We start from the raw sequence: 23,078 nt of genomic DNA, 5'->3' as shown, positions 1-23,078 counted from the left end.
CGCTCTCTCATTCGTGGAAACGCCAGTCACGTTCTCCGAGAAGGGAAATCCACCGAAAAACATCCTCAAACCCCAGAAGATTAAGGACAATCCCTGCTTTGAGCGCTTCGGGGCTTTTCCTTCGCGGTTGTGCGGTCTATAGGTGGCGCTGATTTTCTGGCGGAACTTTCGAATGAGCAACACGATTTTTGTCCTCAACGGACCCAATCTCAACATGTTGGGAAAACGTGAGCCGGGCATTTATGGCGGCAAGACGCTGAAAGACATCGAGAACGACTGCATCAAGGCGGGCGAAGAGCTTGGTTTTGTGGTCGAGTGCCATCAGTCCAACCATGAGGGCGCGCTCGTCGACCTCATGCACGAGGCTGGTGAACGCGCCATCGGTGTCATCATCAATCCTGGTGCCTACGGCCACACGTCGATCGCTCTTCATGATGCTATCAGAGCCATTTCAGTTCCGGTCGTGGAAGTGCATATTTCCAACATCCACGCCCGTGAAGAATTCCGCCATAAATCGATGATAGCGCCCGCCGCAAAGGGAATGGTCTGTGGCTTCGGACCATACGGCTACATCATGGCGCTCAACGCTTTGAAGAATATCACGGCATAAAAGAAACAATCAGAATAGGGTTTGTCATGTCTGAAAAGAAACACGGTATCGACAAGGAACTGATCCGCGACCTCGCGAACATTCTCAACGACACCGACCTTTCCGAGATCGAAGTCGAGCAGGACGATCTGCGTATTCGCGTTTCTCGTGCAGCGCCTGCGCCGGTTTACGCAACGGCTCCCGCCCCACAATACGCCCCTGCTCCTGCAGCCGCCGCGACCCCAGCAGTCGCACCTGGCACGGCAGCACCTGCGGCCCCTGCCCGCAACCCGGCCAACACGGTGACGTCGCCAATGGTCGGAACGGTCTACCTGTCGTCCGCTCCAGGTGCGCGTCCTTTCGTTGAAGTCGGCGCAACCGTCAAGGAAGGCCAGACGCTTCTGATCGTTGAAGCCATGAAGACCATGAACCAGATCCCGGCACCAAAGTCCGGCAAGGTTACGGAAATCATCGTCAACGATTCTCAGCCCGTAGAGTATGGTGAAGCCCTCGTGGTCATCGAATAAGGGCGAATTACATGGTATCCAAGATCCTCATCGCCAATCGCGGCGAAATTGCCCTTCGCGTGCTGCGCGCCGCCAAGGAACTCGGCATTCCAACGGTCGCCGTGCATTCCACGGCGGACGCAGATGCCATGCATGTGCGCCTTGCCGATGAAAGCGTCTGCATCGGCCCGCCGCCTTCGCGTGACAGCTACCTCAACATCCACCAGATCGTTGCAGCCTGCGAAATCACCGGTGCGGATGCCGTTCACCCTGGCTACGGTTTCCTGTCGGAAAATGCCAAGTTCGCTGATATTCTCGACGCACACGGCATCACCTTCATCGGTCCGACCGCCGATCACATCCGCATCATGGGCGACAAGATCACCGCCAAGCAGACCGCGCTGGAACTCGGAATTCCCGTCGTTCCCGGCTCGGATGGCGAAGTGAAGCCTGAGAACGCGCTGGAAATCGCTCGCAAGATCGGTTTCCCGGTTCTGATCAAGGCAACCGCTGGCGGCGGTGGACGTGGCATGAAGGTCGCGAAAGACGAATCGGAAGTCGAAGAAGCCGTTTCCACGGCCCGTTCCGAAGCGCTTGCTGCCTTCGGCAACGACGCCGTCTACATGGAAAAATACCTCAGCAAGCCACGCCACATCGAAGTACAGGTGTTTGGCGATGGTGAAGGCAAGGCCATCCATCTGGGTGAACGTGATTGCTCGTTGCAACGCCGTCACCAGAAAGTTCTGGAAGAAGCCAACTCGCCAGCGTTGACCGTAGAGCAGCGCATGAAGATCGGCGAAATCTGCGCCGATGCCATGCGCAAGCTGAAATATCGCGGTGCTGGCACAATCGAGTTTCTGTACGAAAACGGCGAGTTCTATTTCATCGAAATGAACACCCGTCTTCAGGTGGAGCATCCGGTCACGGAAGCCATCACCGGCATGGACCTCGTACAGGAGCAGATACGCGTTGCATCCGGTCAGGGCCTTTCGGTCACGCAGGATGAGGTGAAGTTCAGTGGCCACGCCATCGAATGCCGCATCAACGCCGAAGACCCGCGCACATTCGTGCCGTCTCCGGGTACGCTGACCTACTTCCACACACCAGGTGGCCTCGGCGTTCGCGTGGATTCCGGTGCCTATCAGGGCTACAAGATCCCGCCTTACTACGACAGCATGATCGGCAAGCTGATCGTGCATGGCCGTAACCGTGACGAATGCATTCGCCGCCTTCGCCGCGCGCTCGACGAGTTCGTCGTGGACGGTATCAAGACCACCCTGCCGCTGTTTCAGGATCTTCTGCAAAACGAAGACATTCTGAAGGGTGACTACGACATCCACTGGCTGGAAAAATATCTGGCCGGCGACGCGAAGTAAGAGATGGGACGGCGCGGCAGAGATAGCGACATTAACGTCGATATTCTGCTGCGCGCCTACTCCATCGGCCTGTTTCCCATGGCCGATTCGGCTGATGACCCGGAGCTTTTCTGGGTCGAACCCGAAATGCGCGGCATAATCCCGCTTGATGATTTTCACGTTTCCAAAAGTCTGGCCAAAGCCATCCGCAAGCATCCGTTTGACATACGCTTTGATACGGATTTCGAAGGTGTCATGGCGGGTTGCGCGGCAGAAGCACCGGATCGTCCCAGCACCTGGATCAATCAGACGATCCGAAAGCTCTATGTCGAACTCCACGAGATTGGCCAAGCTCACAGTGTCGAAGCCTGGGACGGCGACGAGCTTGTAGGTGGTCTCTATGGCGTATCGCTGGGTTCTGCCTTCTTTGGCGAAAGCATGTTTTCCAGACGGACCAATGCCTCGAAGATCTGCCTCGTCCATCTGGTCGAGCATCTGCGGGCAAAAGGTTTCACGCTCCTCGACACGCAGTTCACCACGGAGCATCTGAAGACATTTGGCGCGATCGATGTGCCGAAGGTTGAGTATGCGAAGATGCTCGAGCGGGCTGTCGAAGTTGGGAACGTGGATTTTTAGCAGCGGACGCTCGTGACTAGGCAATACGTCCACGATTACCTCATTCCTGTCCTTGTGACAGGAATCCAGTCGTCGCGCGTCTGCGCGACAGAACATTCCCCTCAGCCCAAGGACTTGAGCTGGCTAGATTCCTGTGACGAGCAAAGGAATGAGGGAAAACATAGAGTTACTTGCTGGCCGACGCTGGCGCAGGCACATCCGATTCCTGCTTGCAGCCGGTCAGCCACACGTCATAAATCGGGTGCTCGACGGCGTTCAGGCCGGGGCTATCAGCAAACATCCAGCCGGTGAAGATGCGCTTGATCTTGCGGTCGAGGGTAATTTCATCGACTTCGATAAATGCGTCGATCTTCTGCGCTTCGGTATCGTCACGCGAATAGCAGACCTTCGGAGTCACCTGAAGCGCGCCGAACTGGACCGTCTCGTTCAGGTACACGTCGAATGAGGTGATGCGACCAGTGATCTTGTCGATACCGGAAAAAACCGCCACGCGGTTCTCGATGCGGGCAGCAGAGGCGGAGGAGACGAAGCCGGTCATGGGCAACAGCGCAACAAAAGCCACAGCCAGTGCACGCAAAGAAGTTTCTCGCGTGAATTTTCCCATATCGAACCGTCTCCAGAAAGATTTCCCGCGCCAATCCGGCGAGGGTTCAACGCCTACAGGCGGAATGTGGCGAAAACGGGTGGTGTGTCGGCACATAGAAAGGCCCTGGCACGCGCCACCCAAACGCAATCAGTTGCCGGGTGTCCAGGCGTCGTAGTCACCGGTCACGCGTGGGCGCTCACCGGGAACAGCGAGCGAGCCTTGCGGGCGGTAGGCCTTGGACGAACCGGTCATGTTCGGCAGATGCGGCTTTTCCCATTCGCGCGCCGTGTAGCTTTCCTGGCTTGGCGGAACGTCCGTGCGGTAGTGCATCCAGCCATGCCAGCCGGGCGTGATCGCGGATGCGTCCGCGTAACCATTATAGATGACCCAACGACGCGGCATGCCCCAAGATGTGGTGCCACCTTCATAATAGGTGTTACCCAACTCGTCCTGTCCAACCTTCTTTCCAAAACGCCATGTGTGAAAGCGCGTTCCGATCGTCTGGCCGTTCCACCAGGTGAAGATTTGCGTCAGGAGAGTCTTCATTATCCATTCCTCGGGGCTTGAATGCACTGCGGCGATTTGGATTGCGCAGCACAGCACAAGCTTATGCCGCTCCATGCGTCAATTGTCCAGTATTTCCCCTGCCACCAGCAGCTATTTCAGTGCCATGCTGAAACCGAAATGGCGCTTCTCGAAGCCGAGACGGTCGTAAAACCGGTGCGCATCGACCCGCATCATGTTCGATATCAACTGGATGTTTTTGACACCGCGTTTTTGAGCGTCGTCGATGCAATAACGGATCATGATCGCACCAATGCCGCGACCGCGCATGTCATCACGGGTCTGCACCGCTTCTATCTTCATTGAGGTTGCGCCACGACCGACGAGCTTGGTGAGAATCACCGTCTGGAAAGTCCCGACGACCTCACCATCCAGCTCCGCAACATAGAGCGTCTCGTTGGATGATTGTTCGATGGCACGAAACGCCGCGAGGTAATCCGGCAGTGCCGAAACGTCGGTCGTATCGCCGTGACCACCGAGCTCGTCAGCGGCGAACATGGCTGCGAGCGCGGGCAGATCACTCTCCCGTGCGCATCGAATAACCAGGTTTTCGAGTGTCGCACTCATCGGGCCAACGTCTTTTCCATCGCGATGCCGGGCAGACCTTCAACACCTGCCATGCGCTCAACATGCCCAACCTCGGTAAAGCCCAGACCTTCGTAAAAAGCGACGGCAACAGTATTTTTAGGCTCGACCTCAAGGCGCATGATGTCAGCGTCGGGAAAGCACGTTTCGAGCTCAGCAAAAATATCGCGCCCAACGCCCTGTCGCTGAAAATGCGGGTCGATGTAAAGCTGGTGAAGCAAAGCCGTCTTCGGCATCTTGCTCGACATCGCCGCATAGCCCATGCCACCGATGCGTTTACCATCGTCAGCCACCAGAAACTCGCCACCCTTTTTCTGGACGCGCTCTTTCATGGCCGAGGGAGAATGCCACTCGGTAATCAACTGACTAACCCGCTGCGCACCGTAGATCGAATCATAGGTGGCATGCCAAGTCCGGGCCAACAGCGCCCTCACCGGCTCGATATCACGCTCACTGGCGGTGCGAATGAAGAACACGATTTTCCCCTTAGTCTTGAAATAGAAAAGCCGGGAGCAATCCCGGCTTCGACGTCACCGATAGGAGAGCTTACTCTTCAATACCCAACTTCGCCTTGACCAATTCCTGAACCGCCTGCGGGTTGGCCTTACCACCTGTGGCTTTCATGACCTGACCGACGAACCAGCCAGCGAGTGTCGGCTTTGCCTTGACCTTCTCGACCTGATCCGGGTTGGCAGCGATGATCTCGTCCACGGCCTTTTCGATCGCACCCGTATCCGTGACCTGTTTCATGCCGCGGCTTTCGACAATCTCAGCAGGGCTGCCGCCCTCGTTCCAGACGATTTCGAACAGGTCCTTGGCGATCTTGCCGGAGATGGTGTTGGCCTTGATAAGGTCGATGATGCCGCCGAGCTGATCGGCGGAAACCGGTGTCTCTTCGATACCCTTACTGGCTTTGTTCAGCGCGCCGAGCAGATCGTTGATCACCCAGTTGGCGGCAATCTTGCCATCGCGGCCATTGGCGACCAGTTCGTAATAGTCGGCAATCGCCTTTTCCGACACGAGGATCGATGCATCATAGACCGACAAGCCGAGTTCGCTGACGAAACGTGCCTTCTTGTCATCAGGTAGCTCCGGCAAATCCTTGCTCATCCGTTCGATGAAGGCATCGTCGAATTCCAGAGGCAGCAGATCCGGGTCCGGGAAATAGCGATAGTCATGCGCATCTTCCTTGGAGCGCATGGACCGCGTCTCGCCTTTGCCGGGATCGAACAGGCGAGTTTCCTGATCGATCGAGCCACCGTCTTCCAGAATGGCGATCTGGCGACGGGCTTCGTATTCGATGGCCTGACCGATGAAGCGGATAGAGTTGACGTTCTTGATTTCGCAACGGGTGCCGAAAGCCTCGCCCGGCTTGCGCACGGAGACGTTGACGTCGGCGCGCATCGAACCTTCGTCCATGTTTCCATCGCAGGTACCGAGATAGCGCACGATGGAGCGCAGCTTGGTCATGTAAGCCTTGGCTTCATCGGAAGAGCGCATGTCCGGTTTCGACACGATTTCCATCAGCGCCACACCGGAACGGTTCAGGTCCACATAGGACATGGTCGGGTGCTGGTCGTGCATCGACTTGCCGGCATCCTGTTCCAGATGCAGCCGCTCGATGCCGATTTCGATATCTTCGAAATTGCCCTGACGATCCGGCCCCAGCGAAATGACGATCTGACCCTCACCGACGATAGGATCCTTGAACTGCGAAATCTGGTAGCCCTGCGGCAGATCAGGGTAGAAATAGTTCTTGCGGTCGAAGATCGAGCGCTTGTTGATCTGCGCCTTCAGGCCTAAACCGGTACGCACCGCCTGCGCCACGCATTCCTCGTTGATCACAGGCAGCATGCCAGGCATAGCTGCATCCACCAGCGAAACGTTGGAGTTCGGGGCATTGCCGAAGGTGGTGGACGCGCCGGAAAACAGCTTGGAATTGGAGAGAACCTGGGCGTGAACCTCCATGCCGATGACGATTTCCCAATCGCCGGTCGCGCCGGGAATGAAGCGTTTCGGGTCTGGTGTGCGCACGTCTACAAGGGTCATATCAAGCTCTTAATATACGGAATTTCTATCTATAGTGAGGTAGAACAATTGGCACCGTGGCGCAAGGCTTGTCGCGTCAAAGGCATGAAGACCAGAATTTTCGGCAAGGTTGAAAATGTTTTTTTACAATTCTGAATTTTAATAGAATCATGATTACACTTGCTCTGGCCGTCGCCACATATCTTGCCTTCAACCTTCTCGTTTTTCTCATCTATTGGTGGGATAAGGAGGCCGCCAGGAATGGCGAATGGCGTGTCAGCAAAAGTACCCTGCTTTGGCTGGCCTTTCTGGGCGGCAGCGCAGGTGCAGTTCTTGCGCAACGTTTGCTGCGCCACAAAACGCGAAAAGAGCCTTTCCGCAGTTATTTGCTCTTCATCATCGTCCTACACATCGGGATTGGTCTCTCCCTCGTCATCATGCCGCAATGGCCACAAACGACGCTTGTGCTTCTGGAAGCGATGGCTCAGAAACCGAAGCCATAACCGCCTGTTTCCATTGTCACCAGCTGCTTTTGAAGACCCATGGATTGCACGTCGCGGTCCAGCTTTGCCGAATATTTCATGGAAAACCAACTGACGGCGTATCCATGTTTGCGAAAAAACGAGACCGCCTGATGGTTCTGGGCATGGCTTTCCAGCATACCGACCGGAAAACCGCGGTCCACGATCTGCCGCTCGATCTCGCTTAAAAGCGCAGTACCGACGCCTTGGCGCTGATAGATCCGGTCTATCCAGAAATCGGTAATCGTCTCATCGAAATGTTCGCGAGCAGCCCAGCCGGCAATTGCGCCATCCACCTCAGCCACAGTGATGGCAAGCCTCGATGAATGCGTGAAATTCTCAAATGCGGCCCGCGCATTTTCACGCAACTCTTCCGTCACTCCCAGAGCCGATGTCGCGTTTGCCCACGCCCGCAGACCGATGGCCGCGAGCACCGCTGCGTCTCCTTCTCTCGCCGGGCGAATACTGATCAAACAACGTCTCCGTAACTTCCGCAAATAAAGCACCGGGAGCGTGATTCGACCAGCACACCCTCATTTACAGCCTAGTGGTTGCCGCGCAATGGAATGAGACGTCTCAGCGCTTCAGACCGCAGATAGAGCCCGCCCCATGCCAGCAGCCCAAGATAGACGCCGAAGAACATATGGGTGAACAGCGGACTTCCGACGCGCAAATGGGTTGCGATTGCGCCGCCCAGCAGCCCCGTCATCAAAATTGCGCCGAGCACGGATGTACGTGGAATGGCATAAAGAAGCGCGATAACCAGCGTCATGATGCCAAGGCCACGCGCCAGCGATGCGTCGCCTGAATATCCAAGCGCAACCATCGTTTCCGTCACCGGCGCAATGGGCGCGAGTTTGATGGCACCGTCAAAGATCAGAAAAGCCACGACAAGACCGCTCATGACGGACCCTGTCAGTCTCTGCCAGCGCGGCCGAGACATTGAAACAGCAGCGTAAGGCATAAGCTGATTCCCTCTCATCTTCGCGTCAGAGCGTTGCAACCAGGGCAGCCAGCTGGTCAGCGGCCATTCCCCAACCTTCGTGGAAGCCCATCGCTTCATGGGCCGTCTTGTCTTCTGCCGTCCAGTGCCGGGCAATCGCGGTATATTTGGTGCGGCCGTCACCCATGTCTTCGAACAGAACGATGCCGGTCATGAACGGTTTTTCGGCAGGCACCCAAGCGCTAGTATAAGCATCGGTGAAGACCAGTTTTTCATTGGCAATGACCTCCAGATAGACGCCACGGTTTTCAACCACTTCGCCATTGGGACCAGCCATGACGATGAGGCTTGCCCCACCGGCACGCAGATCCAGTTCGGCATGGGACACACCCCAGGGCTTGGGGCAGAACCATTGCTTCAACAGTTTAGGGTCGGTCCACGCTTCGTAGAGCTTTTCACGCGGAGCATTGAATTCGCGTATGAGAACCAGATCGTGGGCACCGTGATGATTGTTCATGGTCGTTTCCTTTCGCTTGGTTTGGTTCATCTCTGTGATGATGCTGCAAGGACGTCTGAGCAGACAACCACCCGACACGTGTTTGAAAATTATTTCGTATTTTCCAGCGTAAGCTTGTCCAGCTGTTGGCGGATATGCGCGGCTTCGGCCGGCGTATTGGCAAGGGCGATGGCCCGGTCGAAGGCTTCGCGGGCTTCAGCCGCCCTGCCCGCCTGCATCAATAGCCCACCACGAACGCCGTGATAGTAGAAATAGGCGTCCAGCTTTCCATCCAGCGTCTGAAGCACATCGAGAGCCGCCTCCGGTCCATCCATTTTCGAAACGGCGACAGCACGGTTTAGCGTGACGACGGGTGATGGCTGGAGATGCTCCAGCGCCTGATACAAAATGTCGATGCCGAACCAGTCCGTGTCCTTCGCGGTCACTGCCCGCGCATGCAGAGCCGCAATCGCTGCCTGAAGCTGGTAAGGGCCGGGTTTGCGGTGGCGCATCGCCTTGTCCAGCAGCGCCAGCGCTTCATCGATGATCTGCCGGTCCCAGCCGTCGCGGTTCTGATCTTCCAGCAGAATGATGTCACCATCCGGTAAAAAACGAGTATTGCGACGCGAATGCTGCAACAACATCAGCGTCAGAAGCCCCATGATCTCAGTTTCGGATGGGAATATGCGCAACAGAATGCGGGCAAGGCGGATCGCCTCTTCGCACATCGTCATGCTGTCCGGGTTCGAAATAGCCGACGAATAGCCTTCGTTGAACACGAGATAGAGCATGGCGCAAACCTTGTCCAAACGCTCCTGCCGCTCCCATGCGGTCGGGTTTTCGAAGGGTACACCGGCTTTGGCGACACGCCCTTTGGCGCGGGTAATGCGCTGCTCCATCGCGGCGTCCGTCACCAGAAACGCGCGGGCGATCTGCGTGACACTAAGGCCAGCGACGATGCGCAGTGCAAGCGCGATCTGCTGCGTTGCCGGCAAATCCGGATGGCAGCAGACGAACATCAGCCGCAGAATGTCATCGCGGTAGTGGGAATTGTCCAACCGCTCTGCCATATCGGCTTCCGCGTCGGAGAGATCGGACAGGACATCCTCTTCCGGCAAGGGCACGGATTTCGAATTTTTGCGAATGGCATCCACACCGCTGTTGCGCCCGACAAAGATCAACCATGCTGCCGGATCGCGTGGCGGGCCTTTCTCTGGCCAAGTCCGCACCGCGCGCAGGCAGGCCTCCTGAAAGGCTTCCTCCGCTGTGTCCAGATCGCGGAAATAACGCAGCAATGCCCCCAGCGCCTGCGGTCGCGCCGCCGTCAACGCAAGGTCGATCCATGCGATATCTGTCATGTGGGCGCACCTGTGGGATGGAAGACGTAGAACGGCCGAATTTCGTAAGATGTCGAGCCCGGATTGGCAGCGGACAGTTGCTTGGCGAAATCGACTGCCTCATCCAGATTTTCGACATCCACGGTGTAAAAACCCAGCAGCACTTCCTTGGTCTCGGCAAAGGGACCGTCCAGCACCAACGGCTCCTGCTTGCCCTTGCGAACGGTCGTGGCGGTCGTGGTCGGCATCAGCCGTCCGGTCGGTCCCAGCTTGCCAGCCTTGGCCAGCGGTTCCTGCACCGTATAAAGCTTGGCCATGACACCCTCTTCCTCCTCCTTGGACCAGGCGAAGACAGCTTCCTCATCGGCGTAACACAGAATGGCGTAATGCATCTCACTCTCCTTCTCCGTTCTAAGACGAAGAAGTAACGCGCCTGCCGACAAGGTGCAGTAGTTTTTTTGAGAGGTGCTGATGGCAGATGCGGAGCAAACAATACAAAAAAGCCACCTACGCTGCCGCCGATGGCTTCCATGTCAGATCGTGAAATCAGACAATCAGGTGCGTTCGATGCGGATAACCTGCGGTTCGTTCACCAGATATTTTTCGCTCTTGATGCCTTTGACGGCCTTGCGGATGGCGTCTTCCATCGTCGCGTGGGTAACGAGAATGATCGTCTGCGCACCACCCTCGACGGGAACACGCGAATGCTGGACGATGGATTCCAGCGAGATGTTGTTTTCCGCCATGCGCGTTGCGATGCTGGCAAACACGCCTGCCTTGTCCTTCACCGTCAGGCGAATGAAGTACCCGCCTTCGTGGCTCTTCATCTTGGCACGACGGTATTCGGTCAGCGACTTCGCCGGGCGACCGAGGACTGGTACCTGCTGCACGCCTGGGCGGCTTTTGGCGATATCGGCGATGTCACCCAGCACAGCGGACGCCGTGGCATTGCCACCTGCGCCGGGTCCAACCATCAACAATTCACCGAGAATGTCCGATTCGACGGCAACAGCGTTGGTCACGCCGTCGACCTGCGCGATGACCGAATCCAGCGGTACCATGGTCGGATGTACACGCTGTTCGATGCCTGATTCCGTGACCTGCGCCACGCCCAGCAGCTTTATGCGGTAACCGAGATCGGCAGCTGCCTGAATATCCTCGATCGAGATATTGGAGATACCTTCGAGATAGATGTCGTCAGCTGCAATCTTGGACCCAAACGCAAGCGTGGTGAGGATTGCAAGCTTATGAGCCGTATCATTGCCCTCGATATCGAAGGCCGGATCGGCTTCGGCGTAACCGAGGCGCTGGGCTTCTTTGAGGCACGCCTCGAAGGACAAGCCTTCCTTCTCCATCTTGGTCAGAATGTAATTGCAGGTGCCGTTCATGATGCCGTAGATGCGCGACACATGGTTGCCGGTCAGCGACTCACGCAGCGCCTTGATGATGGGAATGCCACCGGCGACTGCTGCTTCGAAGTTCAGCAGCGCGCCTCTTTCTTCCGCGAGAATGGCAAGCTCAACGCCGTGTTTGGCAAGCAACGCCTTGTTGGCTGTCACCACATGCAGACCCCGCGACAGCGCGGCACGCACGGCCTTTTCCGCGGTACCAGAGGCACCGCCGACCAGCTCTACAAAAACGTCGATTTCGGCTTTTGCCGCCATCTCCTCAGGCGTGTCAAACCAGGTAATACCCTTGAGATCAAGACCGCGATCACGCGAACGATCGCGTGCGCTGACTGCAATAATCTCAATTGCGCGTCCGCAGGTAATTGCAAGTTCGTTGCTTCTCTGCTGGAGGATGCGCACGAGCGAAGAGCCGACAGTGCCGAGTCCCGCTATGCCGATTCTCAATGAATCTGCCATTGGTATATTCCTGATTTGCTGACGTGAAGAGGTGGCCGGAAACGGCCACCCGGTTGGGTGCCCTTAACGATGGGCGTTGAGCGAAACGACGTTGTGCAACGTATCGTCCGCTGTCGACAGGAAGCGCTTCAAATTGCGCGCTGCCTGGCGAATTCGGTGCTCGTTTTCAACGAGCGCAAGGCGAACGTAATCGTCGCCCATTTCGCCAAAGCCGACGCCGGGAGCGACGGCAATATCGGCCTTCTCCACGAGGAGTTTAGAAAACTCCAGAGAGCCGAGGTGGCGGAATTTTTCCGGAATTTTTGCCCATGCGAACATGGTGGCCGCTGGAGGTGGAACCTCGAAACCGGCCTTTCCGAACGTATCAACCATGACATCACGACGGCGACGATAGACGCTACGCACTTCGGCGATATCGGAACCATCGCCGTTCAAAGCGTGGGTGGCCGCAACCTGAATAGGCGTGAATGCGCCGTAATCCAGGTAGGATTTCACACGCGTCAGGGCCGAAATCAGCCGCTCGTTGCCGACTGCGAAGCCCATGCGCCAGCCGGGCATGGAAAAGGTCTTGGACATGGAGGTGAATTCTACCGCGACGTCCATAGCACCCGGCACTTCCAGAACGGAAGGAGGCGGGTTGGCGTCGTCGAAATAGATTTCAGAATAGGCAAGGTCCGACAGCACGATCAGATCATGCTTCTTGGCGAAGGCAATGATATCCCGGTAGAAATCCAGCGATGCGACGTGCGCCGTTGGGTTCGATGGGTAGTTGATGATCAGCGCAAGCGGCTTGGGAATGGAGTGGCGCACGGCGCGCTCCAGCGGGCCGAAGAAGGTTTCGTCCGGCTCGACATTCATTGAGCGAATAACACCGCCAGCCATCAGGAATCCGAAAGCGTGGATCGGATAGGTCGGGTTCGGGCAAAGGATCACATCGCCCGGTGCCGTGATGGCCTGCGCCATATTGGCGAAGCCTTCCTTGGAGCCCAGCGTGGCGACAACCTGTGTATCGGGGTTGAGCTTCACGCCGAAACGGCGGGCGTAATAGCCTGCCTGCGCACGGCGAAGACCAGGAATGCCCTTGGAGGACGAGTAACGGTGTGTGCGTGGATCCTGAACCACTTCGCACAGCTTATCGACAATGGCCTTCGGTGTCGGAAGGTCGGGATTGCCCATGCCAAGGTCGATAATGTCGGCTCCGCCCGCTCGCGCGCTCGCTTTCAAACGGTTGACCTGTTCGAACACGTATTGCGGCAGACGCTTGACCTTGTGAAACTCTTCCATCTTTTCCTCGTGGAAATGAGCCAAATTAGCGGCTCACATAACGTTCGTTTTTTGGTTTCAAATACAGCCGACACGAACACATCGGACCCGTATCATTTAAGTGTAACGCATGTGCTGAAAAACACGAATTGGTTTTCCGCAAGCGGTCGTAGCCCGGAAAATCAGCGCGGCTTTACAAAACCTGCATAACGCGAGTTTTTTCAAAAATGCAAGGCAAGACGCCGCGTTTGGCAGCGCGCGCGGCCAATCAGCCGCGCTCGCCATGCACAATTGTCGAACGGATGACCGAAAGCACACGATCAGGCTGGATATTGGTACAGACGAGCTGGCTCGGATGCCCATCCCAGTTTCCGGGCGGAAAACCGACACCGTCCGGCTTCTGGATTGTCTGGCCATCGGCAATACCGCCGCACACGACGCGAATCGCACCGCTGCGGGTTTCGAAAAGTTCGGGGTTGGTCAGGTAGACGCAGGCGCAAGCGTCATGCACCACCATGCCATCGCCGGTACGCTGATTATAAAACTCGATGTAGAACTGCGACAAATCCGACAGAAGCTGGACGGGTGCCCCGCCCTCCTTCGCCATCTCATCCATAAACTTCGATGTCATGACCGTGCGCGTCGTCACATCGAGGCCAACGACGGTAACGCGCCACGGCGCGGTGAACACAACATCTGCGGCTTCCGGGTCGCCGTGAATATTGGCCTCCGCGGCGGGGCTGACATTGCCGTTGATCTCGAAAGCACCACCCATGATGATGACCTGCTTGACCAAAGTCGCGAAATCGGGGTCTTCCCGCAGCGCCAAGGCTAGGTTCGTCATGCGGCCAACGGCGATCAGCGTCACCTCACCCGGGTTTGCTTTGACGGTATCGATAATGAAGTGATGCGCCGGGCGCGGATCCAGCGGCAGATCGATCTTATCGGGAACACCGATGTTGCCCAGGCCGTCTTCACCATGGATAAAGGTCGGCCAATGGCCTTCCGGGCGGGACGGATCGAACGTGACGCCTGCACCTCTGGCCACAGGTGCCGTCATGCCCCATTGCTGCTTGAGGAACAGCGCATTGCGGGTGGTAATATCGAGCGGCGCATTGCCGAAAACCGTCGTGACACCGACCAGATCGATATCCGGGTGGCGATGCAGAAACAGCAGCGCCATTGCGTCGTCGATACCGGGGTCAGTGTCGAAAATTACCTTATGCATGCCATGTCCTCAAATTCATCTAGAGCAGAATCGCCCACGAACGACGAAACAGCGAATGCACCATAAACGGACGCACAATCCACGCAATGCCCTCGACGCAAGACACGAAAACCGTTGCAACACGCATAATTCGGTGAGAGAAGCGGCGTCATCACCGCCCTCCTGGAATGCTCCCCGTGCACGATGTCGCTCTTCAGCTTTTTGTTATTCTTTTTCTCGTCGCCATTTTCGCGGGCTTTGTGGATTCGATTGCCGGTGGTGGCGGGTTGATCGTCATCCCCGCCATGCTCATCCTCGGCGTTCCACCGCTTGAGGCTCTGGGAACGAACAAATTGCAAGCGCAGTTCGGCTCGGCATCAGCCACGATCGCCTATGCGCGTCGAGGCCATGTGGATCTGAAAAAACAATTTCCCATGGCAATGATGGCGCTCTTAGGCGGTATCTTTGGGGCCTTGACTGCGTCCTTCGTGCCGCCTGATGTTCTGCGGGCCATCATGCCGTTTTTGCTGATCGCGATAGCCCTGTATTTTGCCTTCAAACCCAACCTCAGCGATCTGGATAGTCACCAACGCGTAAGGCCCTTCGTATTCGGCCTGACCGTCGTTCCACTGGTGGGTTTCTACGATGGCATTTTCGGGCCAGGGGCCGGTTCGTTTTACATGTTGGCATTTGTCGGCTTGGCGGGCTTCGGTATGTTGAAGGCAACGGCTCACACCAAGCTTCTCAACCTCGGCTCGAACTTTGGCGGCTTCCTCGTCTTCACACTCAGCGGCGCAATCCTATGGAAGCTGGGACTGGTCATGGGTTTGGGGCAGTTTCTGGGCGCACAGATGGGTTCGCGGCTTGCCATGAACAATGGCGCAAAAATCATTCGGCCTCTGCTGGTGATCTCGTGCCTGGCAATGGCGACGAAACTTCTTCTGGACGCCGGTGCTGCCTCTGCGGTGGGCTCATTCTTCGTAAGTCTTGCGGGCGGCTAGGCCTTCAACTGCAATTCACGGCCACGACTTCATCAACGCTCTGGAGAACGATGACAGCGCCAACAATCTTATTGTTTCCACCCCGCAATGGCGTCATGCGGCAACGCGTTGTGAAACTACCGGAATCGCGGCGTCCTTTGTGGATGTAGTCGACCTTATGACCGTGAAAGCATTTTTCGAACGCTGGCTGGGCCATGGTCCTGAAGCTTTCCTCCCCCACAAACTCCGAAACATGACAGCCAATCATGGATAGCGCGGTGCGGTTCAAATACTGCGCGTTCGCCTGATTGGCATACAGATAGCGATAATCCTTGGTGACGACGCCAATGCGATCCGGCAAACTATCCAGCACAGCCTCATTGAACAGTGGCTGGTTCGGCATCTCGAATACGGCGTTCTCATCAGCCGGACGTAATGTCGGGCGTTGGATGCGATCACTGTTGCCGCCCGAATTCGGGAAATAACGATCGATCAGCATCGACATATCGGCACTACGGCGCGTAACGCTTGACTTATCCTCAGCCTCGTCGCGGATCAAACTGTTGAGGAACTGCAACTGCATATGCACTTCCTCGCGGGTTTCTGCCCTGTATGACAAGATACCCGCGATCATCGGCTGAAGTTCTCGATCCAGCACACGCACAAGATCGTCATGACCACCGGCCACAGCCTGTTTCAACTGTGTGCATTTCAGCGAAAAAGCGTCGAAGAGCCCAATCAATGGAGCCTCCATTTCATCACACAAGTTTTCCATTCTGACAAGGTCCATCAACGTAGCCGGACACAATCAGGAAAACTTCCTTCTTTCAAAAGCCGTTACCGAAGCAGGCTCGGATCATTTCAACTTTGGGTCCACGGACCGCATCGGTGAGCCCAAAGAGACATCTATGATGCGAATATGAGCTACCCATGAAACTACATCATCCTGAGATATGAACACTATCGTTGTCCATTCCGTCAATACACAAGATTTAACCTATCCGTGCGTAGGTCATTAACATTTGTTATATGATTATCACTCTGCCGTTACGCCATTAAACCCCAAGACGCAGCAAATGGAACTCATCAATACTGCAAATAACAAAGATGTAATCGTTTACAATAAACGTAGATACGCGGCGCTATACATCTGTTTTTCTTCGATGAATAAAGGTGATCTTGAACAGAGTTCAGACTTGGCCAGATAAATACTGCGTTTCGAAACCCCGTCGCAACGCCGAAAAAGATCGACATCGAACCCCCAGCCTATCGTATTTCTGGCATGTCAAAAGACATGGTACGGTAGCGGACAAAGTGATCTGTTGGAGACTGGAATACCCAGACTGCCTTATGCGACGGCCCGATGACGACGGTCAGCCAGTTCTTTTACGATTATAATTGCGCCAACGAGTTTGTAGGACGGGGAGTAACAAGGCGACATTTCATAGGAGCGCACCACTGTGTGCCCATCGATGTCTTCCGCATAGGTGTACTTTGCGGCCTGCCCTTTAAAGCATGCGTCAAGCTTTTCACGCAGTGCTTGCTGGAAATGATGTATGCCGATGAATTCGGCAATATGCCGACCAACGAGATCGTTGGTTTTCGCCTCGTAGCATAGCGCATTGATGGCATTGGTGTAGTTGATCCGATATCCAGGCGATACCACAAAGACGCGTTCATCCAGATCGTCCAACCGGTCTTCGTCCAGAATGACGTAAGGGCTCCAGCTTGGAGCTTCGCCATCGGGCGTCACGCCATCATATGGCAGACCGGCACCGATGTACCTGTCCACCAACCGACGCAAGAGTTCGGAATTGCGTTGAACGCAGCCTGTGTCCTCCGCCTCTTCATTGAGGAGATCGATCGCAAAGCGGAACTGCTCGAGAACCTCAGACGTGGTCTTGGTTTTTCTGCTCGTTATGCTTTCAAGCAAGGCATCGAGCTCACGATCAAGAATCGCAATTTTCGGGGCGTCGTTGCGATCCACGGCACCTTTCAGCTCCGAATATCGTTGCCAAAACAGGTCAATCAAAGCTTTCAACTCGACTCTCCCCCGGATGATCGTACGCCACTCGCACTTTCACATACATTCCGGCCAAGCGGCACGAGACTCGTTATAGGGTATCACCGTAAAAAATGACGTAACGAGAAACAGCACCGCCATTACACAAGATAAATTAACACACGCAGGACGGCTTTAACAAATCCCAGAAATTGTGAAGAACATTATACATTCACAATCATGAGATGTTATCGCTTTCAAGGGATCGCAACGATCCTATTCTAGTCCTTGATATGACGTTTGATATGCCAACGGTCGTGATACCACAACCATTGTCCGGGATATTCTCGCACCCAACTCTCGACCTTGTCATTGAGCAGTTGTGCCGTCTTCTGCACATCGACAGAGCCTTTTTCGTTCAACGGTATCTCGACCTTGGGCTCGATTTCCAGCCGGTAGCGATTATCCGGCAGACGAATGCAACGGGCCGGAAATACATCGCAGCCAAACTGGCGCACCAGCTTTGCCAGCAACGGGTTGGTCAGCACGTCGTTGCCGAAAAATTGTGTCGGCAGGCCTTTTCGAAATTTCTGGTCAACCAGAACGCCAATGCCGCCACCCTTTTCCAATTGCCGCGCCAGAGCAAATGATGAACCGGCGTGAGACGGCACGAGATTTCCCATGCGCTCCTTGCGGAAATCAAAAATGCGTTTCGCGACATAGGGATTGTTAGGCGGACGAAACAACACCGTCACATCCAGCCCGAATGCCGAGCCTGCAACTGGAAGCAGTTCGAAGTTACCCGAATGCGCAGTAAACACGATAAAGGGGCGCGGATTGTCCCTTAGTTCGAGAAACGTCTCTGTGCCGACGACTTCGACACGACCCGGCTTATCCTGTGCCGGATCGAAATCGAACAGGCGATCAAGGAAAACATATTCCGCAGCCAGGCGCCCCATATTGCCCCAGCTGTCCAGCGCAATCTCCATACGCTCCGCTTCCGATTTTTCGGGAAAGGCGCGCTCGAGATTATAGAGCATCAGCTTATGGCGGGGCGTTTTAGGGCCGATCTTGCGGGCAAGCCTGTCCGCAAACCGGATGGCAGGGTCGGCGGGCAAGAGCTTCAACAGGTTCAGAACGCTAAACGCAATCGTCGCATTCAGCCACTGGCGAAAGTTTTCGAACGCCAGGACAATGCGCGTTATCAACATTTTCAAAAGGATCAATCCATCCGCAGGACGATTTTGCCGAAGACCTGACGGCTTTCCATCCGCTCCAGCGCCATCTCGATAGTATCGAAGGTTACTTCGGTATCGATGACCGGATGCACAAGGCCTCGCGCCATTTTCTGCATGGCATTTGCCATGTTTTCCATACGGCAACCGAAGGAACCCAGCAGTTTCAACTGCTGCTGGAACAGCATCATCAGGTTGATTTCCGCCGAAACGCCCGAAGTGGAGCCACAGGTCACGAGACGTCCACCGCGCTTGAGGCAGAACATGGAGCCCGCCCAGGTATCCTTGCCGACATGTTCAAAGACGACATCGACGCCCTTCTTCTTCGTCAACTTGCGAACCACACCTTCGAAACGGTCGACGCGGTAGTTGATGACGTGATCGGCACCCAGCGCCTTGGCCCGCTCGATCTTGTCGTCGGAACCAACCGTAGTTATGACGATGCAGCCCATTTTCTTGGCGAGTTGGATCGCTGCAGAGCCGATACCCGAACCGCCCGCATGAATGAGAATGGTTTCGCCGGGCTGAAGCTTGGCATTATCGAACAACATATGTTCGACGGTGCCGAAGGTTACAGGGGCAAGAGCTGCCGCAACGGCGTCGATACCGGGCGGTGCCAAAACGAGCTGGCGGGCGGGAATATTGATCTTTTCCTGCGCAAAACCATCCAGATGGAAACCATGAACACCGCCCACATTTTCGCACAGGTTATCGCGACCCGCCACGCAGTGGTGGCAACGGCCACAGGTGCGCGCGCCGTAGATCGACACGAGCTGGCCCGGCAGGACATTGGACACGCCGGGGCCGATGGCCTCCACCACGCCGGATGCTTCCGCGCCGATGGTCAATGGCATCTTGCGCTTGGCAAATGCCATGCCGCGCCAACCCCAGACATCGATGTGGTTGAGAGCGACGGCCTTGACCCGAAGTGTCACTTCACCGGGCGCTGGCGCTTCCGGTTCAGGCAATTCTACTCTCTCAAGCTTACGGTCATCTACGAGTTGCAAGGCGCGCATAATAGTAGTCCTTCGCCCGAAGGCGTTTATTTTGTTGTGATGGAAGAGAACCGATTAAGCCGGTTCCCGCGTCATGACAAGGCTTGCGTTCTGTCCGCCGAAGCCGAAGGAGTTGGACAGCACGGCGGTAACATCCGCATCACGCTTTACATTCGGCACCACGTCCAGCGCAATCGTCGGATCGGGATTGGTGTAGTTGATGGTCGGTGGAACGGTGCCGGTCAGCATGGTTTGCAGCGAAAATACCGCTTCCACCGCACCGGCTGCCGTCAATGTATGGCCGATCATCGACTTGTTGGATGATACAGGAATGGATTTCAGCCCCTCGCCGAACACGGCGAGCATCGAGCCATATTCCATCTTGTCGTTTTCAGGTGTCGAGGTGCCGTGGGCGTTGATGTAATTGATATCGCCTTCGGCCACGCCTGCATCGGCAAGGGCCGCACGAATGGTCGCAATCGCAGGACCGCCGTCTGGCGATGAGCGCGTGCGGTGGAAACTATCGGCCTTTTCGCCAGCACCCTTGATGATGCCCAGAATTTTTGCGCCACGAGCAACCGCAGCCTCAAGTGACTCGAGCACCAGCGTCGCTGCACCTTCGGCAATTACGAAACCATCACGATCCTTGCTGAACGGCTTAGACGCCTTTTCTGGCGGGTCGTTCTGCGTGGACAGCGCCGAGAGCAGCGAGAAGCGGATGAGCGCTTCTGCACTGACGGAGCCATCAGTCGCAACCGTCAGCGCGCGGTCCGTGCGCCCTTGGCGGATGGCTTCGACGCCCAGCTGGATAGCCGTTGCGCCTGAAGCGCAGGCCGTGGACAGCGTAACCGGCAGGCCCCGCGTACCGAAGCGGTCAGCGAGACGTTCTGAGATTGCGCCGAACAATGCCGCTTCCTGGAAGGCCGGATCTGGACGCTCGCGCAATGCCGCCATGAAGCGGTCATAGGCATCGCCCGGTTTTGCGGCAGGTGGAGAACGGTCACCCAACTCGAAACGGGCGCTCCATTCCGGCTCGATGGGTGGTGCGGCCAAAAACAGCGGGCCGTTGAAATCACCCGAAATCCCAGCCTGCGCCAAAGCCTCGATGGTTGTTTCGCGGGCAAAGGCAAAGGAGCGCTCGACGGAGTTTGGCTTGGGAATGTCGATGAAATCCACCGTGCCGCAAATCTTGGTGGAAAGATTGTCGGTGGGGAAACGGGTGATCTTGTGAATACCGGATTTGCCGGAGGTCAACGCCGCCCAATTGTCCTCTAGCCCTTGGCCGAGCGAGGTGAGAATGCCCATGCCGGTAACGGCAACGATAGGGCGACCGAGGTGATCCTTAAAACTGCTGGATGCCATGTGTCTACTCCTCAAGCGTGGTTGGAAAGCACGGCGACACCTTCGCCACGCACATGGCCAACCGTCGTCACCACCACTTGTGAGGCAACTGACGTCATTGGCTTTTCAGCAGAACTGTCGAATGCCGGAACTTTCGCATTGCTGTTCAGCGCAAGGGCTGCGAGCGCCAGGCCCAGCGGAAACTGCGCCTCCAGCCCATGGCCGGTCACACCGCTAAAGCCTCGAAGAACGGCCTTCGGCAATACCTTTTGAAGCACGTCCTTCTCACGAACGGTCACGGCATCGTAGCCGCTGGCGCCCGAGAAGATAACGGTTTCAGCCGAATCATTGGCCGGGGCCAGAAGTCGCTCCAGTCTCTGCTCGAACTTGCCGTCCTCACGCGCACCACGATCACCCTCGATGGCGTCGATCCGCGCATAGATTTTCGCGCTACGCGATTCTGCGCGCTTGCGGGATTCCAGCACCAGGAATGCGCCCACAGAGCCTGTGATCATGCCACCGCCCTTACCGTCTGCGCGTGACCACAGCGGCTGCCACTCACCCTGCGCATGTGCGCCGATGGCTTCGAACAGCAGCGTCATATCAGGTCTTTCAGCTGCAAACGCACCGCCGACCAGCGCGTGGCTCGATTCGCCAGAACGGATGCGGTAAAACGCCGTCTCCACAGCAGAAATACCTGCCGCCTCTTCACCCATGAAGGTGCGCGAAGAACCGGTCACCTTATGGACAATGGAAATATTGCCGGCCATCAGGTTGGAAAGCTGGGCCAGGAACAGTGTCGGGCGAAGCTCGGTGGTCAGCTTTTCATTCAGCATCACTTCGCGGTCGTTGCGTTTCAGCCCTTCGTCTACTATCAACGTATCAACATTGATATCCCGCTCGCCACCACCGGCAGCCACGATCATGTCCATGGTGCCGCAGGCGTCCGCGTCTTCCTTCAGACCGGCATCATCAAGCGCCAGACCCGCAGCGAAGACACCGAGACGTTGCCAGTTTTCCATCTGGCGCTGATCCTTGCGGCCAATCTGGTTCGACCAGTCAATGTCCGGCAGCGGATGGATCGGATAGGGCGCAAACTTTTCCGTCTCAACAATCGCGTCAGGCGCAGAGCTTGCCGACAGCAGGGCAATATGGGCGTCGATACCAACACCATGACAGGTCACGATACCGACCCCGGTAATCACCACATCATTGTCAGACTTCATAATCCGTCATCCTTCGTCGCTTGCCCATGATGAGGCGGGCCAGCTTTCAAAAGCGATCAATTGACCGCACATGCCATGCGGAATAATGCTCGCGGTGCGGCTTTGCAATGGCGAAGGCCCAAACAGCCTGCGGAATTCATGGATTTTCAGAGGTCCATGGGAAAAAACGGGGCTTTTCGCTCATGGTACGATGGTGGATGTGGTTTACCCCCCTTGTAACTTCCCTTCACCGTCCTTTGGCGTTTTAATGCCCTGTGCGGTGGCGGATGTGAGACCGAAGCCCCTTAGGGACACCAAGCCCGTGGCAGAGCCCGGTTGTGCATCCGCCGTTCCATCGAACCCGAACAGTCGCCAGGGCCGCTTGCGCGTGCAAAGCCCGATTAGGCAAGGATGGGATAAGATGGATATTATCGTTGGTATCGACGTGTCGAAGGAGCGTCTCGACGTTGCGGTTTCACCCTCTGGTGCAAGCTTTTGTGTTGGGAACGACCATGATGGCATCGAAGAACTTGCGCGTCGCCTCAAGGCGGAGAAAGCCGATCTCGTGGCGCTGGAGGCGACGGGTGGTTTTGAAACGCTGGCTGTGGCAAAGCTTGCGGCCTGCGACATCTGCGTGATCGTCGTCAACCCGGCGCAGGTTCGCGCCTATGCCAACGCCATCGGTCGGCGTGCCAAGACCGATGCGATCGATGCAGCCCTGATTGCCGCCTTCGTCACGGCGACGAAACCGCAAATCCGACCGCTGCGCGATGCGCAAACCCAGGCTTTATCGGCCCTTGTCGACCGCAGGCGACAGATCGTACAGATGATCGTATCGT

26 protein-coding genes are annotated in these 23,078 nt (G+C 56.3%); 7 read left to right on the top strand and 19 right to left on the bottom strand.

Annotated elements, in window-relative coordinates; genetic code table 11:
* Positions 1 to 172: 172 nt before the first annotated feature.
* Genes aroQ through aat form a run of 4 tightly spaced genes read left to right on the top strand, consistent with a single transcriptional unit; the run spans position 173 to position 3,086 of the window.
* The gene (gene aroQ / locus DSM25558_RS00130; protein ID WP_077100629.1) at positions 173 to 610 is read left to right on the top strand and encodes a type II 3-dehydroquinate dehydratase; all 438 of its coding nucleotides are present in this window, start codon (positions 173 to 175) and stop codon (positions 608 to 610) included.
* Positions 611 to 636: 26 nt separating this feature from the next.
* Positions 637 to 1,116, top strand: coding sequence for an acetyl-CoA carboxylase biotin carboxyl carrier protein (gene accB / locus DSM25558_RS00125; RefSeq protein ID WP_077100627.1), 480 nt, complete (start codon positions 637 to 639; stop codon positions 1,114 to 1,116).
* Positions 1,117 to 1,127: 11 nt separating this feature from the next.
* Positions 1,128 to 2,471, top strand: coding sequence for an acetyl-CoA carboxylase biotin carboxylase subunit (accC, locus tag DSM25558_RS00120; RefSeq protein WP_077100625.1), 1,344 nt, complete (start codon positions 1,128 to 1,130; stop codon positions 2,469 to 2,471).
* Positions 2,472 to 2,474: 3 nt separating this feature from the next.
* On the top strand, positions 2,475 to 3,086 hold the full coding sequence (gene aat / locus DSM25558_RS00115; RefSeq protein ID WP_077100623.1) for a leucyl/phenylalanyl-tRNA--protein transferase: 612 nt from the start codon (positions 2,475 to 2,477) through the stop codon (positions 3,084 to 3,086).
* Between the two features lie 166 nt (positions 3,087 to 3,252).
* On the opposite strand, the gene DSM25558_RS00110 is transcribed toward aat, so the two are convergent.
* The 5 genes from DSM25558_RS00110 to gatB form a co-directional block, all read right to left on the bottom strand.
* Complete coding sequence (locus DSM25558_RS00110; protein WP_077100621.1) at positions 3,253 to 3,690, bottom strand: DUF2155 domain-containing protein; 438 nt, start codon at positions 3,688 to 3,690, stop codon at positions 3,253 to 3,255.
* Between the two features lie 129 nt (positions 3,691 to 3,819).
* Positions 3,820 to 4,218: an NADH:ubiquinone oxidoreductase subunit NDUFA12 gene (locus tag DSM25558_RS00105; RefSeq protein ID WP_067642723.1), complete on the bottom strand. Its 399-nt coding sequence runs from the start codon at positions 4,216 to 4,218 to the stop codon at positions 3,820 to 3,822.
* A gap of 111 nt (positions 4,219 to 4,329) precedes the next feature.
* Complete coding sequence (locus tag DSM25558_RS00100) at positions 4,330 to 4,803, bottom strand: GNAT family N-acetyltransferase (protein WP_077100619.1); 474 nt, start codon at positions 4,801 to 4,803, stop codon at positions 4,330 to 4,332.
* The gene (locus tag DSM25558_RS00095; protein ID WP_077100617.1) at positions 4,800 to 5,297 is read right to left on the bottom strand and encodes a GNAT family N-acetyltransferase; all 498 of its coding nucleotides are present in this window, start codon (positions 5,295 to 5,297) and stop codon (positions 4,800 to 4,802) included. The genes DSM25558_RS00100 and DSM25558_RS00095 overlap by 4 nt, the downstream gene beginning before the upstream one ends.
* Before the next feature lie 70 nt (positions 5,298 to 5,367).
* Positions 5,368 to 6,870, bottom strand: coding sequence for an Asp-tRNA(Asn)/Glu-tRNA(Gln) amidotransferase subunit GatB (gene gatB / locus DSM25558_RS00090; RefSeq protein ID WP_077100615.1), 1,503 nt, complete (start codon positions 6,868 to 6,870; stop codon positions 5,368 to 5,370).
* 149 nt (positions 6,871 to 7,019) lie between these two features.
* On the opposite strand from gatB, the gene DSM25558_RS00085 reads away from it, so the two are divergent.
* Complete coding sequence (locus DSM25558_RS00085; RefSeq protein WP_077100613.1) at positions 7,020 to 7,352, top strand: DUF1294 domain-containing protein; 333 nt, start codon at positions 7,020 to 7,022, stop codon at positions 7,350 to 7,352.
* Here the strand turns inward: DSM25558_RS00085 and DSM25558_RS00080 are convergent.
* From DSM25558_RS00080 to DSM25558_RS00045, 8 genes are all read right to left on the bottom strand, one after another.
* Complete coding sequence (locus DSM25558_RS00080) at positions 7,334 to 7,843, bottom strand: GNAT family N-acetyltransferase (RefSeq protein ID WP_077100611.1); 510 nt, start codon at positions 7,841 to 7,843, stop codon at positions 7,334 to 7,336. The genes DSM25558_RS00085 and DSM25558_RS00080 overlap by 19 nt on opposite strands.
* Before the next feature lie 71 nt (positions 7,844 to 7,914).
* Positions 7,915 to 8,334 (bottom strand): DoxX family protein, encoded by a 420-nt coding sequence (locus tag DSM25558_RS00075; RefSeq protein WP_077100609.1) that lies wholly within the window; start codon positions 8,332 to 8,334, stop codon positions 7,915 to 7,917.
* 25 nt (positions 8,335 to 8,359) lie between these two features.
* The gene (locus tag DSM25558_RS00070) at positions 8,360 to 8,830 is read right to left on the bottom strand and encodes an SRPBCC family protein (protein WP_077101398.1); all 471 of its coding nucleotides are present in this window, start codon (positions 8,828 to 8,830) and stop codon (positions 8,360 to 8,362) included.
* 89 nt (positions 8,831 to 8,919) lie between these two features.
* Positions 8,920 to 10,167 carry an RNA polymerase sigma factor gene (locus DSM25558_RS00065; protein ID WP_077100607.1) on the bottom strand — a complete coding sequence of 416 codons (1,248 nt, stop codon included), beginning with the start codon at positions 10,165 to 10,167 and terminating at the stop codon, positions 8,920 to 8,922.
* Positions 10,164 to 10,538, bottom strand: coding sequence for a YciI family protein (locus DSM25558_RS00060; RefSeq protein ID WP_077100605.1), 375 nt, complete (start codon positions 10,536 to 10,538; stop codon positions 10,164 to 10,166). The genes DSM25558_RS00065 and DSM25558_RS00060 overlap by 4 nt, the downstream gene beginning before the upstream one ends.
* A gap of 162 nt (positions 10,539 to 10,700) precedes the next feature.
* The gene (locus DSM25558_RS00055) at positions 10,701 to 12,011 is read right to left on the bottom strand and encodes a homoserine dehydrogenase (protein WP_077100603.1); all 1,311 of its coding nucleotides are present in this window, start codon (positions 12,009 to 12,011) and stop codon (positions 10,701 to 10,703) included.
* A 63-nt stretch (positions 12,012 to 12,074) separates the two neighbouring features.
* The gene (locus tag DSM25558_RS00050) at positions 12,075 to 13,295 is read right to left on the bottom strand and encodes an LL-diaminopimelate aminotransferase (protein WP_077100601.1); all 1,221 of its coding nucleotides are present in this window, start codon (positions 13,293 to 13,295) and stop codon (positions 12,075 to 12,077) included.
* 247 nt (positions 13,296 to 13,542) lie between these two features.
* Positions 13,543 to 14,502, bottom strand: coding sequence for a nucleoside hydrolase (locus tag DSM25558_RS00045; RefSeq protein ID WP_077100598.1), 960 nt, complete (start codon positions 14,500 to 14,502; stop codon positions 13,543 to 13,545).
* 176 nt (positions 14,503 to 14,678) lie between these two features.
* On the opposite strand from DSM25558_RS00045, the gene DSM25558_RS00040 reads away from it, so the two are divergent.
* Positions 14,679 to 15,482 (top strand): TSUP family transporter, encoded by an 804-nt coding sequence (locus tag DSM25558_RS00040; RefSeq protein ID WP_077101396.1) that lies wholly within the window; start codon positions 14,679 to 14,681, stop codon positions 15,480 to 15,482.
* 4 nt (positions 15,483 to 15,486) lie between these two features.
* On the opposite strand, the gene DSM25558_RS00035 is transcribed toward DSM25558_RS00040, so the two are convergent.
* From DSM25558_RS00035 to DSM25558_RS00010, 6 genes are all read right to left on the bottom strand, one after another.
* Complete coding sequence (locus tag DSM25558_RS00035; RefSeq protein WP_077101394.1) at positions 15,487 to 16,203, bottom strand: PAS domain-containing protein; 717 nt, start codon at positions 16,201 to 16,203, stop codon at positions 15,487 to 15,489.
* A gap of 606 nt (positions 16,204 to 16,809) precedes the next feature.
* Positions 16,810 to 17,502, bottom strand: coding sequence for a hypothetical protein (locus DSM25558_RS00030; protein WP_077100596.1), 693 nt, complete (start codon positions 17,500 to 17,502; stop codon positions 16,810 to 16,812).
* A 242-nt stretch (positions 17,503 to 17,744) separates the two neighbouring features.
* Positions 17,745 to 18,674 carry a lipid A biosynthesis lauroyl acyltransferase gene (locus DSM25558_RS00025; RefSeq protein WP_077101392.1) on the bottom strand — a complete coding sequence of 310 codons (930 nt, stop codon included), beginning with the start codon at positions 18,672 to 18,674 and terminating at the stop codon, positions 17,745 to 17,747.
* Positions 18,675 to 18,685: 11 nt separating this feature from the next.
* Positions 18,686 to 19,714, bottom strand: a complete 1,029-nt coding sequence (locus DSM25558_RS00020) for a zinc-binding dehydrogenase (protein ID WP_077100594.1) — start codon at positions 19,712 to 19,714, stop codon at positions 18,686 to 18,688.
* 54 nt (positions 19,715 to 19,768) lie between these two features.
* Positions 19,769 to 21,055 (bottom strand): beta-ketoacyl-ACP synthase, encoded by a 1,287-nt coding sequence (locus DSM25558_RS00015; protein ID WP_077100592.1) that lies wholly within the window; start codon positions 21,053 to 21,055, stop codon positions 19,769 to 19,771.
* Positions 21,056 to 21,066: 11 nt separating this feature from the next.
* Positions 21,067 to 22,263, bottom strand: a complete 1,197-nt coding sequence (locus tag DSM25558_RS00010; RefSeq protein WP_077100589.1) for a beta-ketoacyl-ACP synthase — start codon at positions 22,261 to 22,263, stop codon at positions 21,067 to 21,069.
* Positions 22,264 to 22,660: 397 nt separating this feature from the next.
* Between DSM25558_RS00010 and DSM25558_RS00005 the strand changes: the two genes are divergently transcribed.
* Positions 22,661 to 23,078: IS110 family transposase (locus DSM25558_RS00005; protein WP_143239965.1), on the top strand; the 418-nt coding region annotated here is incomplete at its 3' end.

This window comes from Agrobacterium sp. DSM 25558 (genome assembly GCF_900100825.1).
Taxonomy (GTDB): domain Bacteria; phylum Pseudomonadota; class Alphaproteobacteria; order Rhizobiales; family Rhizobiaceae; genus Agrobacterium.
This window is presented reverse-complemented; position numbering and strand designations above follow the sequence as displayed.

Excerpts from the sequence above, each read along its gene's own strand:
- aroQ (WP_077100629.1), top strand. The coding sequence starts at position 173 with ATGAGCAACACGATTTTTGTCCTCAACGGACCCAATCTCAACATGTTG.
- accB (WP_077100627.1), top strand. The coding sequence starts at position 637 with ATGTCTGAAAAGAAACACGGTATCGACAAGGAACTGATCCGCGACCTC.
- accC (WP_077100625.1), top strand. The coding sequence starts at position 1,128 with ATGGTATCCAAGATCCTCATCGCCAATCGCGGCGAAATTGCCCTTCGC.
- aat (WP_077100623.1), top strand. The coding sequence starts at position 2,475 with ATGGGACGGCGCGGCAGAGATAGCGACATTAACGTCGATATTCTGCTG.
- DSM25558_RS00110 (WP_077100621.1), bottom strand. The coding sequence starts at position 3,690 with ATGGGAAAATTCACGCGAGAAACTTCTTTGCGTGCACTGGCTGTGGCT.
- DSM25558_RS00105 (WP_067642723.1), bottom strand. The coding sequence starts at position 4,218 with ATGAAGACTCTCCTGACGCAAATCTTCACCTGGTGGAACGGCCAGACG.
- DSM25558_RS00100 (WP_077100619.1), bottom strand. The coding sequence starts at position 4,803 with ATGAGTGCGACACTCGAAAACCTGGTTATTCGATGCGCACGGGAGAGT.
- gatB (WP_077100615.1), bottom strand. The coding sequence starts at position 6,870 with ATGACCCTTGTAGACGTGCGCACACCAGACCCGAAACGCTTCATTCCC.
- DSM25558_RS00085 (WP_077100613.1), top strand. The coding sequence starts at position 7,020 with ATGATTACACTTGCTCTGGCCGTCGCCACATATCTTGCCTTCAACCTT.
- DSM25558_RS00075 (WP_077100609.1), bottom strand. The coding sequence starts at position 8,334 with ATGCCTTACGCTGCTGTTTCAATGTCTCGGCCGCGCTGGCAGAGACTG.
- DSM25558_RS00070 (WP_077101398.1), bottom strand. The coding sequence starts at position 8,830 with ATGAACAATCATCACGGTGCCCACGATCTGGTTCTCATACGCGAATTC.
- DSM25558_RS00065 (WP_077100607.1), bottom strand. The coding sequence starts at position 10,167 with ATGACAGATATCGCATGGATCGACCTTGCGTTGACGGCGGCGCGACCG.
- DSM25558_RS00060 (WP_077100605.1), bottom strand. The coding sequence starts at position 10,538 with ATGCATTACGCCATTCTGTGTTACGCCGATGAGGAAGCTGTCTTCGCC.
- DSM25558_RS00055 (WP_077100603.1), bottom strand. The coding sequence starts at position 12,011 with ATGGCAGATTCATTGAGAATCGGCATAGCGGGACTCGGCACTGTCGGC.
- DSM25558_RS00050 (WP_077100601.1), bottom strand. The coding sequence starts at position 13,295 with ATGGAAGAGTTTCACAAGGTCAAGCGTCTGCCGCAATACGTGTTCGAA.
- DSM25558_RS00045 (WP_077100598.1), bottom strand. The coding sequence starts at position 14,502 with ATGCATAAGGTAATTTTCGACACTGACCCCGGTATCGACGACGCAATG.
- DSM25558_RS00025 (WP_077101392.1), bottom strand. The coding sequence starts at position 18,674 with ATGTTGATAACGCGCATTGTCCTGGCGTTCGAAAACTTTCGCCAGTGG.
- DSM25558_RS00020 (WP_077100594.1), bottom strand. The coding sequence starts at position 19,714 with ATGCGCGCCTTGCAACTCGTAGATGACCGTAAGCTTGAGAGAGTAGAA.
- DSM25558_RS00015 (WP_077100592.1), bottom strand. The coding sequence starts at position 21,055 with ATGGCATCCAGCAGTTTTAAGGATCACCTCGGTCGCCCTATCGTTGCC.